This is a genomic window from Psychroserpens sp., assembly GCF_047633235.1.
In the GTDB taxonomy this organism is placed as follows: Bacteria; Bacteroidota; Bacteroidia; order Flavobacteriales; family Flavobacteriaceae; genus Psychroserpens.
In genome coordinates this window covers 53,022-69,482 of sequence record NZ_JBLIET010000015.1, presented here as the reverse complement: position 1 = coordinate 69,482, position 16,461 = coordinate 53,022, and the positions used below count along the sequence as shown (strand labels likewise).

Below are 16,461 nucleotides of genomic sequence, written 5' to 3'. Positions count from 1 at the left end.
AGAGATTGTTACATCTGCAGGATCAACGATTACGCCATTAAGCATATCATTATCCAATACATCGATCCCAGCGTCACCGCCAATGTCTCCATTGATAGGTCCAGCAGTATCATTTACCGCATCTATCGCTGGTGCATCTACAGTTACAGTTACTGTTGCTGTATCACAATTTGTTGGATTATTATTTTCACAGATTGTGTAATCGATCGTATATGTTCCTTGTGGTGTTCCAGGAGTTACATCTACTGATCCATCTGTATTTACTGTCAACTCTGGAGTTGGTGTCGAAGAGATTGTTACATCTGCAGGATCAACGATTACGCCATTAAGCATATCATTATCCAATACATCGATCCCAGCGTCACCGCCAATGTCTCCATTGATAGGTCCAGCAGTATCATTTACCGCATCTATCTCTAGGGCTTCTACAGCCAAACCTGTTTGTGCATTATCATTTGAACTAACAGCGTTCCCTTGGGAAGTATTTAGAGGAGGTGAAGGACAACCTTCACATAATTCAGGATTTTGGGCTGTAATATATACAATGTTCCCTAAAATTACATCGTTATCACTCACCACATTACCTCTTACAGTAAGAAAAACACTTCCAACATCAAATGAATTAAAACTTCCACCTGAATTTGTTAATTTTATTGTGTTTGCAGAACCAGTTGTTAAATTCTGTTGGCTCCAACGCGTGTCGGTTCCTGAAGCAATTCCTATAATTTCAGTATTGTCACCAACACTGATTGTGATTCGCAACGAATTTTGAGCTATAGTTTGGTTACCATAGTTACCAACAGTAGCACTCAAAATTCCTGTAGAACCCTGATAAACAGTTGATGGACTCATTAAAATTCCAATTCCGGGATCTGCATTTTTCTGTGAATATCCTTTTGGAATAAACATAAATACAGTAAAGAACAATAACATTAATTTATATAGAGTAGTATTCATGATCTTAGTGTTTAATATTGATATTTTTTTTAGGTGATAAACTATGATCATTATTATTGAGCTTTAATAACAATGTTGTAAGTGTTATTAAAAGGCTGACTATCTTCTCCTGAACCGTTTGTAATTGTAATTGTAATTGGCTGTGTAGTTTGAGTCGGTATATCTAATTCTCGCGTTACAGTAAAGCCAATAGATGAAAATGTATTTGCTTCAATTATAACACCTGGTTTTGATATCATTGTTATTATGAATGAATTTTCAGTTATTATCCAATCACTATTATTAACTTGAATACCATCATTCACATTAGAACTGGTAGTATTAGCAGCATAGGTAATAAGAAATGCACTTCCTTTTGTGATTGTAAGAACTATTTGTCCATTTGAGGACGCACCTTTAACTTCAGATATATTCACAACAAAATCTTTTGTAGATCCTGCAGATAAAAAACCTAATTCATCAATAGCTATTGTTGGCGTAAAGTCTGGTAAGACTATGGGTGTTATTACTGTTGGTGTATCGTTCTCCTTTGTTGTACCAGAGGTATCAGTTATGTCATTTCCTTCAGGATCTTGAGCAGTAACTAAAGCCGAGTTTGATATACTTCCCGCATCAATATCATCTTGAGTAATGGTATAACTACCCAGTGCTATAGTTGAAGTGCCAGGTGCTAAAGAAGTAATTGGGTTTCCATTGGTTATCAATCCTACCATTGGGTCAGTTATCACGACATTAGTCAATGTAGTATCTCCGGCATTTTCAATTGTAAATATATAAGTAATAACATCTCCTAGAATTCCCGTTCCACTTAAGATAGCGCTCTTAACTAATACAATGTTTGGGTTTCGTGCTAAGGTTGTTACCGTTGGCGTATTATTCTCCTTTGTTGTTCCAGAGGTATCTGTTATGTCATTTCCTTCAGGATCTTGAGCAGAAGCTAAAGCCGAGTTGGTTACATTCCCTGCATCTATATCCTCTTGAGTAATGGTATATGTTCCAGTGATAGCATCGCTAGTATCTCCCACTTCCAGAGAATCAATTGGGCTTCCAGAGATTATCAATCCTTCCATGGGATCTGTTACTGTGATATTAGTTAAAGTGGTATCTCCTGTGTTTTCAACAGTAAAGGTATAGGTAATTAGATCACCTAGGATTCCTGTTCCACTTACTACGGCACTCTTAACTAATGCAATGGCTGGATTCTGAGTTAAGGTTGTTACGGTTGGCGTATCATTCTCTTTATTTATACCAGAAATATCAGTGATGTCATTTCCTTCAGGATCTTGAGCAGTAGCTAAAGCTGAGTTGGTTACACTTCCTGTGTCCATATCAGCTTGAGTAATGGTGTATGTTCCTGTGATTATATCGCTAGAATCTCCAGGTTCCAAAGAATCAATAGTGCTTCCTGTGATCGTCAATCCTTCCATTGGATCGGTTACCACGACATTAGTCAAAGTCGTATTACCTGTATTTTCAACAGTAAAACTATAGGTGATTATATCCCCTAGGGTTCCCGTTCCATCCACACTAGCCGTTTTGACCAAGGCAATGGTTGGCATTTGAGCCAGGACCGTTACCGTATCGTCGTCATTTTCCTCAGTTGTACCAGAGATATCAGTTATGTCATTATTATCAGGATCTTTAGCAGTAACTAAAGCCGAGTTGGTTACGCTTCCTTCATCAATATCCTCTTGCGTTATTGTGTATGTTCCAGAGATAGCTGAGCTAGAAGCTCCCACTCCTAAAGAAGCAATTGGGCTTCCAGTGATCGTCAATCCTAACATTGGGTCAGTTACTTCGATATTAGTCAAAGTGGTATCTCCTGTATTTTTAACTGTAAAGGTATAGGTAATTGCATCGTCTAGGGTTCCCGCTCCATTTACGATGGCGGTTTTCACCAATGCAATTGCTGGATTTGAATCCACAGGATCATCAAAGCAAAGTTCATCATTATAAATTACACCTGTACTAAATCCAATTGCTCCAGCTGTAGAAAGCATTCTTCCTTCTACACTTGAATTTGCTCCTGCGCTGCAGGCTCCTCCGTGAGCAATAAGAGTTCCTTTCATATAAGTAAAAGTTCCCAAATCCATTGCACCAGTGGCAACTCCAGCACCACTAATCCAAAAGATATTACAACGCCTCGCACCATTAACCAAAATCACTCTTGATTGTGCCGCTACAGAAAATGCCCCTGCAAACTTGAAAACAAATATTGCATCGGGATCATTTTCACCGTCTAAAGTGATAGATCCTGCTAAAGATCCTGCTCCCGCTATGTGATAAACTCCAGTCGTTAGCGTTTCTCCACTTCCAAAAGCTGGCGTATGGGCAGAAAAATCATTAGGTAAAGCCATAAGTGCAGCATAAGCGATATCTAAATCTATTACGGCTTGTGCTGTTACAGCATCTGAATTATAAAAAGTTCCTGTGGTGGCGTCGCTATTTGTATGAGTTGAAGTTAAAAAACCACTTATAGCACCACCATTTGTACCGATAGCACCAACTATCCCAGATGTAGCAGCATTTGCCACAGCACCAAGACTAGTAAACATAGCAAACTCCTTAAGACTTCCTAAAACATCAACAGAAGGAGCAGAATTACAGTCACCTATACAATTAATTGGAATGGTGCTAGGACCAACCGGCATATCTGCCACGCCACCAGCCGCAATAGTTATTGCTCCTTCTGAGGTAAGCAGTCTTCCTTCTATGGTACTACCCACGCCAAGAGTAACAGCTCCAGGGTGTGCAAATAAAGTTCCTTTTATAACACATGTTGTTGCTACAGAAATAGCTCCCTGAGAAATCCAAAAAACATTAGCCGCTCGTGTTCCGCCAGCTAGAATAATTTCGGCACCTGCTCCTACTGTAAATGCCCCTTCAAATTTCATTATGAATACAGCATTAGCATCCCCACCTCCATCAAGAGTAAGGGCGCCAGCTAAAGATCCAGCACCAGCTATAGAATAAACTCCAGGGGTGATCGTTTCGCCACTTCCAAAAGCTGGAAGATGAGTGCTGGGGTGGGTAACAAAAACATCGTCAAGATGAATATAGACCCTAAGCAAATCTATTCTTGCCTGAACAGTTAAGGAGCTACTATTATGTGTGGTACCAGTATATCCATTTGCTGGATCAAATCCAGAACCGCTAATTATTCCAGCATTTGTTCCAGCATCGCCTGTAGCGGTTCCGCTATTTGTAATAGCTCCCACTCCAGCAAAAGCTTCAAAAGAGTCAAGTGTGCCAAATTCAAGCGTTTGACTAAAACTTATACTTGATACTAAAAATAGTGCGATAGTTGTTAAACTGAGAAGTAATTTTTTGTTCATTGTAATTAGGTCTAAAAGGTTGGTTCCGTAATCTTGTTTGTGCTTATAAGGAGTATCCTTATTGAGCATTTTTATGTAATTTTTTTTAACGTAATTTTTAACAATTGTATTAGAAGCTATTACATCAACTTCGTATAAGGTGCTGTATACCATTACATTGTCAACATGGATGACAACGTCTCAGTGAGATTTCAATCAATACATAGTACTCCGGTTTTCGGCATTTACCGTCGTATTGATTAATAAAAAAAGCACAAAGAGCGCAAAGCTGATTATACTATTAAAAAAGTTCGGAAAAAAATTGGTAGGTTTTACTTTTATCCCAAAAAGAGTAATATTATACATAACATTATTAATTAGTTAATTTTGTTAGATAACAATAAATAAAGAACAAGAATCGTAGACTTGGGAATCTATGGCCAACGTTGCGAAGTGCAAAATTGATTTAACATAATAATGTTAATGTTTAGAGGTAGGTTGGGGCGTTTATCACTGCTGTTCATCAAATAAAAACATGTTAATTAACATATTTTTATGAAAAATAATTGCAAATATATTTGAGTAAAACTCTGTTTGATACTAATTATCTGTAAATAACCAATTAGAAGGGTCAAAATACAATCATTAGTATTATTTGTTGCACTAAAGGAAGGGGTTCTAAGAAGGTAAATTACAACCTCAACTGGTGGTACTTGCTTTGAGAGATCAGTATTGAGTGCAGGTGTCCAGACGCTCTGCACGAAATTTGCCATTTCTTTAAGCCAAGTCCTTTCGAAAGAAGGAAATTGGAAAAGCATACAAATCAGGCCTTCTCGCAAGAGGTGTTTTTTAGAATATTGATAATGAATACTTTAGGGTAGCTGTATTTTGATTTTTAACAAATAAAATTTCTCAAAAACAACAAAATGCCGTATTTGACTTCTATAAGTAGCAAAATTTGATGGATAATATCATTCGACTTATTGCTATCCTTGTTTATTAATTGCTGTAGTGTTAAATGTAGGTTACATACTTTTTCTTTTACTAAAAAGACTTTACAGAAACCATTAAACTCTATATCTTTTAAAAAGGATATGTGTTAATGTATTATGTACAGGTTTTCTGTCTAATTTCAAATTTAAAGACTGACATTATAGTTTTTGATAGTTAACCTATGTTTTCTATCCCAAAGCACGAGAAGTCACATAAACTCGCCAGCCAATAATGGCCAGTTGAGATTTAGTGGCTTTGCTGAGGTCTAGCTGTTGTTTAGAAAAACTAGGTAAGAGTCTTTTGTTGAGTTTGGCTATTGCTTTAAATAAATTCTGTTTCATACAGTTAAGATTAGTGAATCACTATCTAAATGTAAAATTACGGAATTTGAAATGAAATAAAATTTTTTAATACTGTTGTGAAACTTATTCTAGACTAAGTTTTACAATGAAGTGTTTGGTTTAGTTAATCGAGAAAAGAATATCGATAATTAATTTTGCAAGTGTCATCATGATTTTTTAAGGTTTTAAGGGTTAATAATTGATTATTTATTTGATTGAGTTATCAATATATATACTTAGAATGTCATTCACCAAACGTTTAGAGTAAAATCTATGAAATTGAATATGAAATTATAACTAAAAAGATGGTATTAATTTCAATAAATTTACTATTTACTTGTTGTAAGTTTGTATATGTAACTTAAAATTGTTATTATAGTTTATAATTGTAAGTATTCAAGGGGGTTTTTCACTCTTTTTGTTTAACCCAAGGGAGAATTGATCTTTAAATGATCAACTTTTGAATGTTTCGTCTTTTTATAATTTAATTTTTAAAAATTGCTACCGCTGATTTTAAGTTAAAATGGAGGCTATTTTGTTAAACCTAATTTCTTAGAGCGATAATCACAAATAGAATTAAGAGTTGATTACATTTGTAAAAATTCAAAACATGAAAAAAATACTACTTTTTGCTTTATCTTTATACGTAACGCAGCTTTCTTATGGACAAATTGTAATTAACGAATTAGATTGTGATTCACCAGGAGCAGAAAATATGGAATTCTTAGAACTCTTATCTGAAACTCCAAATTTCCCTTTAGATGGTTACGTTGTTGTTTTCTTTAATGGGTCTTCATCAGGGAATAACTCCAGTTATTTCACTGTTGATTTGGATGGATTCACGACAGATATTAATGGTTTGTTGTTAATCGGTAGCAACTCAGTAAGTCCTGTGCCTCAATTTTTAATTGCAGAAAACATTATTCAAAACGGAGCAGATGCAGTGGCTATATATCAGGCGAGCGATTTTGATTTCCCTGAAGAAACTGTCGCAACCACCGACAATTTAGTGGATGTATTGCTTTATGATACCTCAGATTCAGATGACCAAGACTTTATTGATATATTTAGCCAAGATCCAAGATTTACCAATATTGAGCAAATTAATGAAGGAGCAGGAAATAATCCTAATTCTATCCAACGTTTCGTTGATATAGATGGTATTGTGACATACACATCAACGACGCCAACTCCCAGAGCTTTAAACGATGGAAGTGGCGTAGTGCTTAATGGTATCATTATGGCTATCGCGCAAGAACAGTATAATGAGTTTGACGCCTTTGACATTTCTTTTACTACAGAAACTCCTGTTGCACAAGAACTCAACTTTAATATCGTACTCGATAATTTTGGTTTCAATACTTCAGATTTTACGGGAAATACATCGATTACTATTCCTTTAAATCAAACTACAGCGTCCACAACAATTACATTAATAGATGATGCTGATGATGAAGGAGATGAAGTCACTAGAGTGCGTTTTGAAAGCTTACCAGCAGAATATCTAGCACTCAATAACAACTTAGAGATTCGTATTGTAGATAATGATTTTACGATGGCGAATTTTGGTACACCTTTAAACCCTACCTTCGGAAATGTAACAACGACACAGTCTAATGGCTATTATAATTCACTTGACGGATTAGCAGATGAGGATTTGCGTCAAGCGCTCCAAGATATTATAGCAAATCCAAATATTGTAAGAGCACAAACCTACGCCGATGTTTTTGATATTTTGAGAGAAGCAGATCAAAACCCACTAAACAGTAATGAGGTTTGGCTCTTGTACAAAGAAATTGGACGTTCAAAATTAGACGCGCAATCGAGCTCAGATAATTTTGAAAAATGGAATAGAGAACATACGTATCCAAGATCTCGAGGAGGCTTTTTTGATATAGAAGAGGATGGGATTGCAGACGGAAAAGATATCTTTTGGACAACAAAAGCAGATTCATTACGTCATGGTAATTCCGACGCTCATGCACTTCGCGCTGCAGATGCAATAGAAAACAGTACACGTAACAATAAACATTATGGAGATCCAACTTTAGGCGGTTATGATGGACCTACAGGAACAGCAGCCAGCTTTTATGGTGATGTTGCAAGAAGTATATTATATATGGAAATTAGATACAACGGATTGCAAGTCGTTAATGGTTACCCCGAAAATGTTACAGGAGAATTGGGAGATTTAGCAATCTTATTAGATTGGCATAGGAATGATCTACCAGATGATTATGAAATGAATCGTAATAATGTGGTGTATACATGGCAGTTTAATAGAAATCCATTTATAGATCAGCCAGATTTAGTAGAATATATTTGGGGAAATAATGTCGGACAAATATGGGATCAAGAGCTGAGTGTTTTAGAGTTCGGTTTAAATGAAATTAGTGTGTATCCAAACCCAACAACAAATACAATTAGTATCAAAGGGCTTAATGCACAAGCAGATGTGCAAGTGTTTTCTATAGAAGGAAAATTGCTTAGTTCTTTTAGTTATAATGAAGGCACTGCAATTGATTTAAACCTAGCAAGCGGTATCTATCTTCTATCTATTTCTTCGGAAAATAAGAAAACGGTTAAGAAGCTGATAGTAAATTAGGTAGTAGGCTAGACTAATTAAAATAAACAAACCCTTCAAGAATTTAATTTTTGAAGGGTTTTTAATAAGGAATTCTAATTACTTTTTTTAATAAGGCATTTTTGGTGTTTTCCACTATAGCCACTATAGCCACTATAGCCACTATAGCCACTGTTGGTGTTTTTCACCAATAGTTTTTCGTTCTTTACAAGGGCCAAGTGAGATTTGTTGGTAAAAAACCCCAACAAAGGCAAAGATTAAATAGTTATTTGATTCTTTAAAAAAGTAAACCCTTCAGGTTTTAATTTCCAGGGAGTTTTATGCTTTAATCATTTTATTCTCAAAGCTTATATTTTTCTATTGACACTGCTCGTATTTTCTACTATTGTCACTGTTGGTGTTTTTACCAACAGTTATTCGTTCTTTACAAGGGCCAAGTGAGATTTGTTGGTAAAAAACCCCAACAAAGGCAAAGATTAAATAGTTATTTGATTCTTTAAAAAAGTAAAACCTTCAGAATTTAATTTCTGAAGGTTTTTTTATTGTTTTGTAGTGAAATAATCACCTATTTCTCTTAGTACAAGAGAGTCATCTTTAGATGTTCCCATAATAATATCAGGAATCCCTTCTTTTTCACCTTTCCAAGAAGCGTTCGATTTTCTGCCGTTGTCGTCATTCAGTGAGATTTTTATACCTGTAATTACACCAGCTTTATTTCGTCTTACTTTTGAGAATTTGGCATCGATACCATGTTTCTTTAGTTCTTGTTTTTGCTTTTCTAAAAATGAATCTGTAGAAGTTTTCGAGATTACTAATTCTGCAGATTTTTCTTCGTTGTCACCCGTGTAATAGACTCCAGTGACTTGAGTTGTTGTCACTTTCCAAGGACTGTCTTTTTTTACTTCTATTATTTTAGAGTTATTAGTCCTATTTGATTGGTTTCCCGATTTTGTTTCAATTATGATAACTCCATTTTTGCCTTTCTCTCCATATACTTTTAAACCCTCTTCTTTTTTTATAACATTCATAGATTTAATTAAATCAGGTGTTACTTTTCTAAAATCTCTTTGAGTGCCTTTAACGCCATCAACTATAAACAATAAATCTTTGTCGTCAATTTTAGATGGCGTAAAATGATATTGAGTTCCCATCCCAGATTCGTTTGGAGTAACTAACCTATACATTATAGTATCATTTGGCTTACCTAAAGGATACTTTGTAACTTCACTACTTACGATTTTCCATGGGCCTTTTGATTTTGTTGTTATCATGATTACGCCATTTTTAGCACGTTCTCCGTAAAGCGCAGTGGCTGATTTATCTTTTAGAACACTCATGGATTCAATATTATCTGGTTTAAGTTCCTTAAAATGATTTTTATCAACTTCTTTTCCATTAACTATATATAATGGCTCTTCGCCTTGTGAAGAGTATGTATAAGTACTGCCATTTTCTGAAGCATTTATATTTGTTTTTGTGCCATCTTTGCTTATCCACGTTTGATTCTTGGAATTGTCGTTTGCTAAAATTGAATCTCTTTCTTGTATCAGCTTTTTACCTTGTGTTTTGGTAAAAACTGAATCAGTTTTTTTATTACTAACTGATTTTCCATCTTTAGTTCTAACGAGGACGTCCTTATCTTTTTTAGTATACCAAAACGTTCCATCATCTTTTCCTATGGTAGCCACGTTAAAAGATTCTCCGTCACTTTGAAACGTGAAAGGTTGTATTGGCTTCTTCCCACTAACTTTATATTCTGTGCTATTAGAAGATGATTCAAAAGTTACTTTAATGGCGATGATTTCGTTTTTACCATTTCTCTTTAAGTCTTCGCAGTTAAAAGTTATACCTTTTTCATAAAGTTGTATTTTGGTTAGCGCTAAATAGTTATCATCATTGTCTTTACTAAACATTACACTTAGGTGGTCTTGAATTTGATTAGTAAATTCAACGTTCCCAGCAGAACTCCCGGAAATTTCAACATAAACATCCTCAGTATTAAAACTCATCATAAAGAGTCCAAGTAAAGGCATCACAAACACCATTTTAAGTTTATTGATGTTTCTAGATTTTGATTGGTGTAACATAACGATTCGTTTTTTGATTAATGAGGTGTAAAAATTATTTGTGATTGCTAATTGATTATTTTGAAGACTCGTTTTAAGCAGCACAGTTTGATAACTTTTTTCGCAAAGCGAAATGTGCTGTGCGTTTTGATCTGCTATAAATTCTAGATTTTGTTGTAATGCTCTTTTATATAACCATGCAATTGGATTAAACCAAAATAATATACACGCGATATGAGAAATAATGGTATCAATAGAGTGCCATTGTTTGATGTGCACTTTCTCATGATTGATGATGTGTTCCAGTTCTTCTGCTCTAAATTGATTAGGATTATAAACAATACGATCAAAAAATGAGAACGGTGTAATATTTCGGTTGGTTTCTAATAATTTAAAGGAACCTAGTGATTTGGTCTTACTTGAGTTGATAACCTTCCGAAGTGATAAAAAAGCAACGATTAGTTTTCCGAAGAAAAATAAGATGCCAGCAAGGTAGATCCAGATTATAAGTTGCATATAATCAAATGGTTCTTCTAAGGCAACAGGAGTAGTTAGGGTATCATAATTGAGAATAAAGCTATTGGTGTTTGATACCGTGTACTCCATATATACAGGAATCACAATCAACGGAATCACACATGTAATGATCAAACCAAACAATAAAAACCATCTATTGGCTTGAAAAAAAGTTTCTTTTTGTAACAACAATTGATAACAGGCGTAAAAAATAAAGAGAACTAGAGATGCTTTTAAGATATAGTCCATACGTTTTATTTTTTGAGTCCTTCCTTTTGGGAAGGTTTTGGGGTGTGATTCTTTTTTTCAATCAATGCAATAATTTCTTTTAATTCATCGACACTTATTTTTTCTTCTTTAGCAAAAAAGGAGACAACGTTTTTGTAGGAGTTGTTGAAATAGTTTTCAATCGCTGTAGTCATAAAACGTTCTTTATAAGCGTCTTTGTCAACAATAGGGAAGTATTGATGTGTTTTTCCAAAGGCATTATAGCTTACAAAGCCTTTTTCTTCGAGATGCCTTATAATCGTAGATAACGTATTGTAATGTGGTTTGTCTTCTTGAATGTCTGCGAGTACATCTTTAACAAAAGCTTTTTCTAGCTTCCAAAGGATGTGCATAATTTCTTCTTCTTTATTGGTTAGTTTTTGCATCGAAAATATATTTTCGTTCCCATGGAAATCGGAATCTAATAATTAAAGTTATAGTATTTTTACTGCTCCTACGAATATATAACTATTTTTATAGTTGAATAACTATGTAATTAGTTATTTAACTAAAAATTAAGTTTTCAGGTTTGTTATTGGAGATGTTTTATCAATATTGAAATTGTACTATCTTCGCACGACTAAAATAATAATGGTTTTTTTAAGTTTAGAAAAGAGATTGTATGAGTATAGTTTGGATCATTTTAGGATTGTTATTACTAGTAGTGGGAGGTGAGTTTTTAGTGCGGTCGTCTGTTGCATTATCATTTAAGTTAAGTATCTCTAAAATGGTAATCGGTATGACTGTTGTAAGTTTTGCAACGTCTGCTCCTGAGTTATTGGTGAGTTTAAATGCAGCATTGACAGGTTCTCCAGCTATTGCTTTAAATAATATTATTGGTTCTAATATTGCTAATATTGGATTGGTTTTAGGGATTACTGCAGTGGTGAGTTCTATTTCAGTAGATGCATCTTTTTATAAGTTCAATTGGCCAGTTATGATGTTGTTTTCTATTGCGCTCTATTATTTTTTATGGAATGACAATCAGCTAACAGGCATTGAAGGAGGTGTCTTGTTTGTTGGATTAATCATCTTTTTAGTGGTGTTAATTAGATCAGCAAAAAAGGATGCTGTTGTTGAAGATGTCGACGATAGTTTAGCAGTAGTTTCTAATTTTAAAATTGTACTGTGGTTGCTTATTGGTGCTGCAGCTCTTTATTTTGGATCTGTGTGGTTGGTTGATGGCGCAAAAGATCTTGCTTTTAGATTAGGGGTTAGTGATGCTGTTATTGCGGCAACTGTAATTGCTATTGGTACGAGTGTTCCAGAATTGGCAGCTTCTGTAATTGCAGCGGTAAAGAAGGAAAAAGCCTTATCCTTAGGTAATTTAATTGGCTCTAACATTTTTAATATAGCTTCGGTTTTGGGATTAACGTCAATGATAAAAACGATACCGGTTACAGACACCTCAATTTTAGATAAAGACATCTTTTGGATGTTGGCTTTTTCGGCAGTGTTAATTCCATTGATTATTATACCGAAGAAATTTCAAATATCAAGATATAAAGGCCTTTTATTAATCGTTGCTTATGGCGTATTTATCTTCTTAGCATTTAAATCTTAACTATAAAAAAACGTCTCCTTAATTTTAAGAAGACGTTTTTATGAACAAAAAGATATTTCGTAATCTAACTTATATTAGCAGATTTAACAGTCTTAATAATACGACCTGCAATTTTGTATGGATCAGCGTTAGATGCTGGGCGACGATCTTCCAACCATCCTTTCCATCCTTTCTCTACAGTAATAATAGGAATTCTAATAGAGGCACCTCTATCTGAGATACCATAACTAAAGTCGTGTATAGAAGCCGTTTCGTGTAAACCCGTTAAACGCTCATCATTAAACTCACCGTAAACGGCGATATGTTCTTTAACAACAGGTCTAAAGGCTTCACATATTTTTTCATAAGTTTCTTGAGAACCACAAGTTCTTAACACAGTATTTGAGAAGTTTGCGTGCATACCTGAACCATTCCAATCCCCTTTAACAGGTTTAGGATGGTACTCAATATAGTAACCGTACTGCTCAGTCAAACGATCTAATAAATAACGTGAAATCCAAATTTCATCTCCCGCAGTTTTTGCACCTTTTGCGAACAATTGATATTCCCATTGTCCAGAAGCAACTTCTTGGTTGATTCCTTCAAAGTTTAATCCTGCTGCAATACATAAATCGGCATGCTCTTCAACAAAATTTCTACCATGGGTATGTCTCCCACCAACAGAGCAGTAGTACATTCCTTGTGGACCAGGATAACCGCCAATAGGAAAGCCTAATGGTAATTGAGTATCGGTATCCATGATGAAGTATTCTTGCTCAAATCCAAACCAGAAATCATTATCGTCATCATCAATACTTGCCCTTCCATTGGAAGCGTGAGCTGTTCCATCTGCATTTAAAACTTCAGTCATTACTAAGAAACCGTTCTCTCTTGCTGGATCTGGATAAATAGCTACGGGTTTTAACAAGCAATCAGAAGCCCCTCCCGAGGCTTGTTTTGTAGAGCTACCGTCAAAAGACCAAATTGGACAATCTTCTAATTTTCCACTAAAATCATTTTCAACTTTAGTTTTACTTCTCATGTTTTGAGTTGGTTTATAACCATCCAACCAAATGTATTCTAGCTTTGATTTGCTCATGCTGTTTTAAGTTTTTAAAATTTAAAGTGCAAATATTAAATTTTTTAAGTTTATGTCAAAAATAAATGGGTGATTTTAGATAAAATGTTATTAACAATTGATGATACCCTATTTTTTTAGGGGTTAATGTGTTTGAAAATTAAATATTGATTAGATTTGCCCTATTAAAATGACAAAACGATAATTATTATGGCAACGCTCAGATTTCATGCACTTAAACAGGTTCACCGTCACAAACCTATTCATATTGAAGAAAAAGTTAGACGTTCGGAGATTTTTGGGGCCAATGTCTTCAATGAAACTACGATGCGCCAATACTTAACTAAAGAAGCTTTCCAAAGTGTAATGGATGCTATTAGTAAGGGGGCAAAGATTGATAGATCTATTGCCGATCATATTTCTACGGGAATGAAAGAATGGGCAATTTCAAAAAACGCAACACATTACACCCATTGGTTTCAGCCCTTGACTGGTGCGACCGCAGAAAAGCATGATGCTTTTTTTGAAACTATAGGAAATGGTTTGGCTATTGAGAAATTTGAAGGCGGACAACTCGTACAACAAGAGCCTGATGCGTCTAGTTTTCCAAATGGCGGAATTAGAAACACCTTTGAAGCACGTGGTTATACGGCTTGGGATCCAACATCTCCTGCTTTTATCTACGGCACAACTTTATGTATACCAACAGTATTTGTAGCTTATACTGGAGAAGCTTTAGATTATAAAACACCTTTATTACGAGCGCTTCAAGCTGTAGATTCTGCCGCAGTTGCTGTTTGTAAGTATTTTGATAAAAATGTAAAAAAAGTGAATGCGTCTCTTGGTTGGGAACAGGAATACTTTTTAATAGATAGTGGTTTGGCAATGTCTAGGCCAGATATAGTACTAACAGGTCGTACACTTTTAGGCCACTCTGCGGCTAAAGGACAACAGTTGGATGATCATTATTTTGGTACGATTCCAAATCGAGCTATGGCATTTATGCGCGATTTAGAAACAGAGTCGATGTTGTTGGGGATTCCGGTAAAAACAAGACATAATGAGGTGGCGCCAAATCAATTTGAACTTGCTCCTATTTATGAAGAAGCTAATTTGGCAGTAGATCACAATTCATTACTTATGGATGTGATGGATAAAATTGCAGGACGACATAATTTCAAAGTATTATTTCATGAAAAACCATTTGCTGGTGTCAATGGGTCTGGAAAGCATAATAATTGGAGTCTGAGTACGAACACAGGTATTAACTTGTTGAGTCCAGGAAAAACACCGATGAGTAATTTACAATTTTTGACCTTTTTCATCAATACCATCAAAGCAGTTTATGATAACGAAGAATTATTAAGAGCTTCAATAGCATCTGCAAGTAATGATCATCGCTTGGGAGCAAATGAAGCGCCTCCTGCAATAATTTCTGTGTTTATTGGAGCGCAATTAACTAAAGTCCTCAATGAACTAGAAAACGTCACCGATGGTAAATTGTCTCCGCAAGAGAAAACCGACTTAAAACTTAATGTAGTTGGTAAAATCCCAGACGTATTATTGGATAATACAGATAGAAATCGGACATCACCATTTGCCTTTACTGGCAATAAATTCGAGTTTAGAGCGGTAGGTTCTACAGCAAATTGTGCTAACCCAATGACTGTTTTAAATTCAATTGTAGCTAAGCAACTTATAGATTTTAGAGAGGAAGTAGAGGGCCTAATTAGTGAAAAAACAATGAAGAAGGATGACGCTATCTTTAATGTCTTAAGAGAATATATAAAAGCATCTAAGAATATTCTTTTTGAAGGCAATGGATATGGAGAGGAATGGGAGAAAGAGGCTAAAAAGCGAGGTTTAAGTAATAATAAGACAACTCCCGAGGCTTTAAAAGCTAAAGTGTCTAAAAAAGCGATTGGTCTTTTTGAAGAATTAGGAGTCATGAATAAAATAGAATCTGAAGCGCGATATGAAATAGAAGTAGAGGAGTATACTTTGAGAATTCAAATTGAAGGACGTGTTTTAGCGGACATTGCTAGAAATCATGTCGTACCTACGGCAGTTAAATATCAAAACATCTTAATAGAAAATGTTAAAGGGCTTAAAGAAATCTATGGAGCATCATTTAAAAAATTAGCTAAAGAACAACTTAATCTTATTGAGCAAATCTCTAGTCATATAGAGGGTATTAATTCTAACGTCACTAAAATGACTGACGAACGCAAAAAAGCTAATGCTATTGAAAATTCAGAGAAAAAAGCACATCTATATTGTAATCAAGTAAAACCACTTTTTGAAGATATACGATACCATTGTGATAAATTAGAGTTGTTGGTTGATGATGAGTTATGGCCTTTGACTAAATATAGGGAATTGCTATTTACGTACTAGAGGCAATCTCGTGGAATACATTAGTTTAACTAGTCAATTAAATGTTGCTAAAATCTTAGTTAAGTACGTGTAAATAGGCATAGTTACCTATATTGTAGGGGTTAAAATGTATTTCAACGAATTATTATATCAACTAATCGAAAATATAGTTAAAGGTTCATAGACGCTACTCTTATTGGTTACATTTGTTATGCTATTAATCAATTTTTGTAATAATGAAAAAGTTACTATTAAGTGTTGCGGCACTTATGTTTGCTACATTGTTGTTCTCTCAAGACGATTCAAACGATATTGAAGATGATTTATCTCAAGAAAATATCGTTAAAACTGAGGCGAGATTTCACTCAGAATCTTAAAAGATTTTGTTAGCTAACAAAAAAAAGTTTGACATTGTATTCAATGTCA

The 16,461-nt window shown here is 34.7% G+C and carries 8 protein-coding genes and 1 pseudogene; 4 read left to right on the top strand and 5 right to left on the bottom strand.

From position 1 onward, the window contains the following. Positions 1-957 (bottom strand): annotated as a pseudogene (locus tag ACJAZK_RS06880) (hypothetical protein); the annotation flags it as partial. Between the two features lie 53 nt (positions 958-1,010). Next, complete coding sequence (locus ACJAZK_RS06875; protein ID WP_415223257.1) at positions 1,011-4,361, bottom strand: ice-binding family protein; 3,351 nt, start codon at positions 4,359-4,361, stop codon at positions 1,011-1,013. Positions 4,362-6,215: 1,854 nt separating this feature from the next. On the opposite strand from ACJAZK_RS06875, the gene ACJAZK_RS06870 reads away from it, so the two are divergent. Next, complete coding sequence (locus ACJAZK_RS06870) at positions 6,216-8,210, top strand: endonuclease (RefSeq protein ID WP_415223256.1); 1,995 nt, start codon at positions 6,216-6,218, stop codon at positions 8,208-8,210. 518 nt (positions 8,211-8,728) lie between these two features. Here ACJAZK_RS06870 and ACJAZK_RS06865 read toward each other — a convergent pair. Continuing rightward, the gene (locus tag ACJAZK_RS06865) at positions 8,729-11,020 is read right to left on the bottom strand and encodes a M56 family metallopeptidase (protein WP_415223255.1); all 2,292 of its coding nucleotides are present in this window, start codon (positions 11,018-11,020) and stop codon (positions 8,729-8,731) included. A gap of 5 nt (positions 11,021-11,025) precedes the next feature. Continuing rightward, a complete protein-coding gene (locus ACJAZK_RS06860; protein WP_415223254.1) occupies positions 11,026-11,424 on the bottom strand; it encodes a BlaI/MecI/CopY family transcriptional regulator in 399 nt (132 codons plus the stop codon). Between the two features lie 236 nt (positions 11,425-11,660). Between ACJAZK_RS06860 and ACJAZK_RS06855 the strand changes: the two genes are divergently transcribed. Further along, positions 11,661-12,602, top strand: coding sequence for a calcium/sodium antiporter (locus ACJAZK_RS06855; protein ID WP_415223253.1), 942 nt, complete (start codon positions 11,661-11,663; stop codon positions 12,600-12,602). A gap of 64 nt (positions 12,603-12,666) precedes the next feature. Here ACJAZK_RS06855 and ACJAZK_RS06850 read toward each other — a convergent pair whose 3' ends face one another. After that, entirely contained in the window at positions 12,667-13,680 is a 1,014-nt protein-coding gene (locus ACJAZK_RS06850) for a glutamine synthetase beta-grasp domain-containing protein (RefSeq protein ID WP_415223252.1), read from the bottom strand. A 189-nt stretch (positions 13,681-13,869) separates the two neighbouring features. Here ACJAZK_RS06850 and ACJAZK_RS06845 point away from each other — a divergent pair, with 189 nt between their 5' ends. Continuing rightward, a complete protein-coding gene (locus tag ACJAZK_RS06845; RefSeq protein ID WP_415223251.1) occupies positions 13,870-16,056 on the top strand; it encodes a glutamine synthetase III in 2,187 nt (728 codons plus the stop codon). Between the two features lie 215 nt (positions 16,057-16,271). Next, positions 16,272-16,412, top strand: a complete 141-nt coding sequence (locus ACJAZK_RS06840) for a hypothetical protein (RefSeq protein ID WP_415223250.1) — start codon at positions 16,272-16,274, stop codon at positions 16,410-16,412. The last annotated feature ends 49 nt before the right edge of the window (positions 16,413-16,461 follow it).